Consider the following 1,466-nt stretch of genomic DNA (forward strand, 5'->3'; position numbering starts at 1 on the left):
TATTGGAAGAAAATGGATAATAAAAATAGGTTATTTGCCAAATAGCAAAAATGATATGATGAAGACCATATCTTAGGTTTGTTTATTCGTTGTCTTGCTACTCGGTGGTTTTATGCAAGCTCTGTACTTTGTTGCTAGGGGTGTGAAGAACTCGATAGGGGAGTTAGACTAAGCTGTCTAACTCTGCTAATAATTGGGTGAGTTCTTCTTCGGATAATTCTGGTGGGTCACCCTTGTTTTTTTCATAAACAGTGTTATAATCAATAACAAGAGAATTATTTTCTCTATTGTGATTATTGGCGTGTGCAGCAGAATGTTTGGTTTTGATTGAAGCTTGAAATTCTGCTTTTCTTTTTGCCATTGTTTGTAATTCAGTTTGGTATTTTTTATCAACGTCAGCTAAAAATTCTTCGCGGTTTTTAAACTTACGAAGACGAGGTTCGACTGCTTGTCATTTTTCAAATTGACGATGTAAAGTATTTAAACGATGAAATTGATACATATTGGTTTTAATCATCGCGTCATAACCAGTTGCTTTAATGCGTGTTCCATCCGCATAATAAATATGATTTGTTCCAAAAACACGCACCCCAACATTAAACCAATTAGGGTCTGTTTTTGTGACATGGATATCTTTTTTTGCCACACTAATAAAGTTATCTCCAACACGGACTTTATTTGAAAGCGGTGTGTGTTTGTAAATATCTGTTTTGTGGACAAAAAAGTTACACATGTGTTTTTGATTATCTAACTGATTAAAAACTTTAAACTGACCACCAGTTGGCAATTTAACAAAATGATAATTGAGTTGTTCAATTTGTTGTACTTGTTGCATAATAATATATGCTCCTTTCTGCGGTTTTAACCGTTTTTTAACCCCTTATTAGCGTTGATATTTTCCAAAATGTAGAATCATATTCTTTTGGTTGGTTTCAACGATGATTTTATTTTAAAAAATATTGAAATTATAGATGAAATTTTAATCTCATAAAATGGTATCATCACCATTGAATAATTCTTTAATATCTTCTGAACTATAATTTGCTTGTGCTTCGGCAATGATTTCATTTGGTTTTTCAGATAGTAAAATATCTTTTTTTAAGACAAATTTTATTTTTCATATAAACCTCCTAAATTATTGCTTTACCAAATTTGATATATTTATGTAAAAATAATAAAAATCCTTATTTACTGATTGTTCAATAATTTTACAGTCTTTAAAAATTTCATAATTTTTAAAATCTTTTATTTTTCCTTTAAAAATAATATTTTGACAACTTCAAACTTCAATATTTAAATTTTTATTATAAATATCAATTCAATCTTTTAATTTATATGTCATTATTTTAATTCCTTTCTAATGAAATATTTTCATAAATAAAAAAATAGGTAGATGACTTTTTTATCATTCTACCTATACACAAAAATTAAAAAATGTTATAATTTAACTGACCTACCAAAAGGTG

The 1,466-nt window shown here is 28.1% G+C and carries 2 protein-coding genes; both read right to left on the minus strand.

Annotated elements, in window-relative coordinates:
- Window positions 1–163: 163 nt before the first annotated feature.
- Window positions 164–835 carry a hypothetical protein gene (locus EHV01_RS05505; RefSeq protein ID WP_422066582.1) on the minus strand — a complete coding sequence of 224 codons (672 nt, stop codon included), beginning with the start codon at window positions 833–835 and terminating at the stop codon, window positions 164–166.
- A 300-nt stretch (window positions 836–1,135) separates the two neighbouring features.
- Entirely contained in the window at window positions 1,136–1,342 is a 207-nt protein-coding gene (locus tag EHV01_RS05510; protein ID WP_422066583.1) for a hypothetical protein, read from the minus strand.
- Window positions 1,343–1,466 lie beyond the last annotated feature (124 nt).

Origin of the sequence: Spiroplasma sp. hy2 (assembly GCF_044714365.1) — a bacterium.
Classification (GTDB): Bacteria; Bacillota_I; Bacilli_A; order Mycoplasmatales; family Mycoplasmataceae; genus Spiroplasma; species Spiroplasma phoeniceum.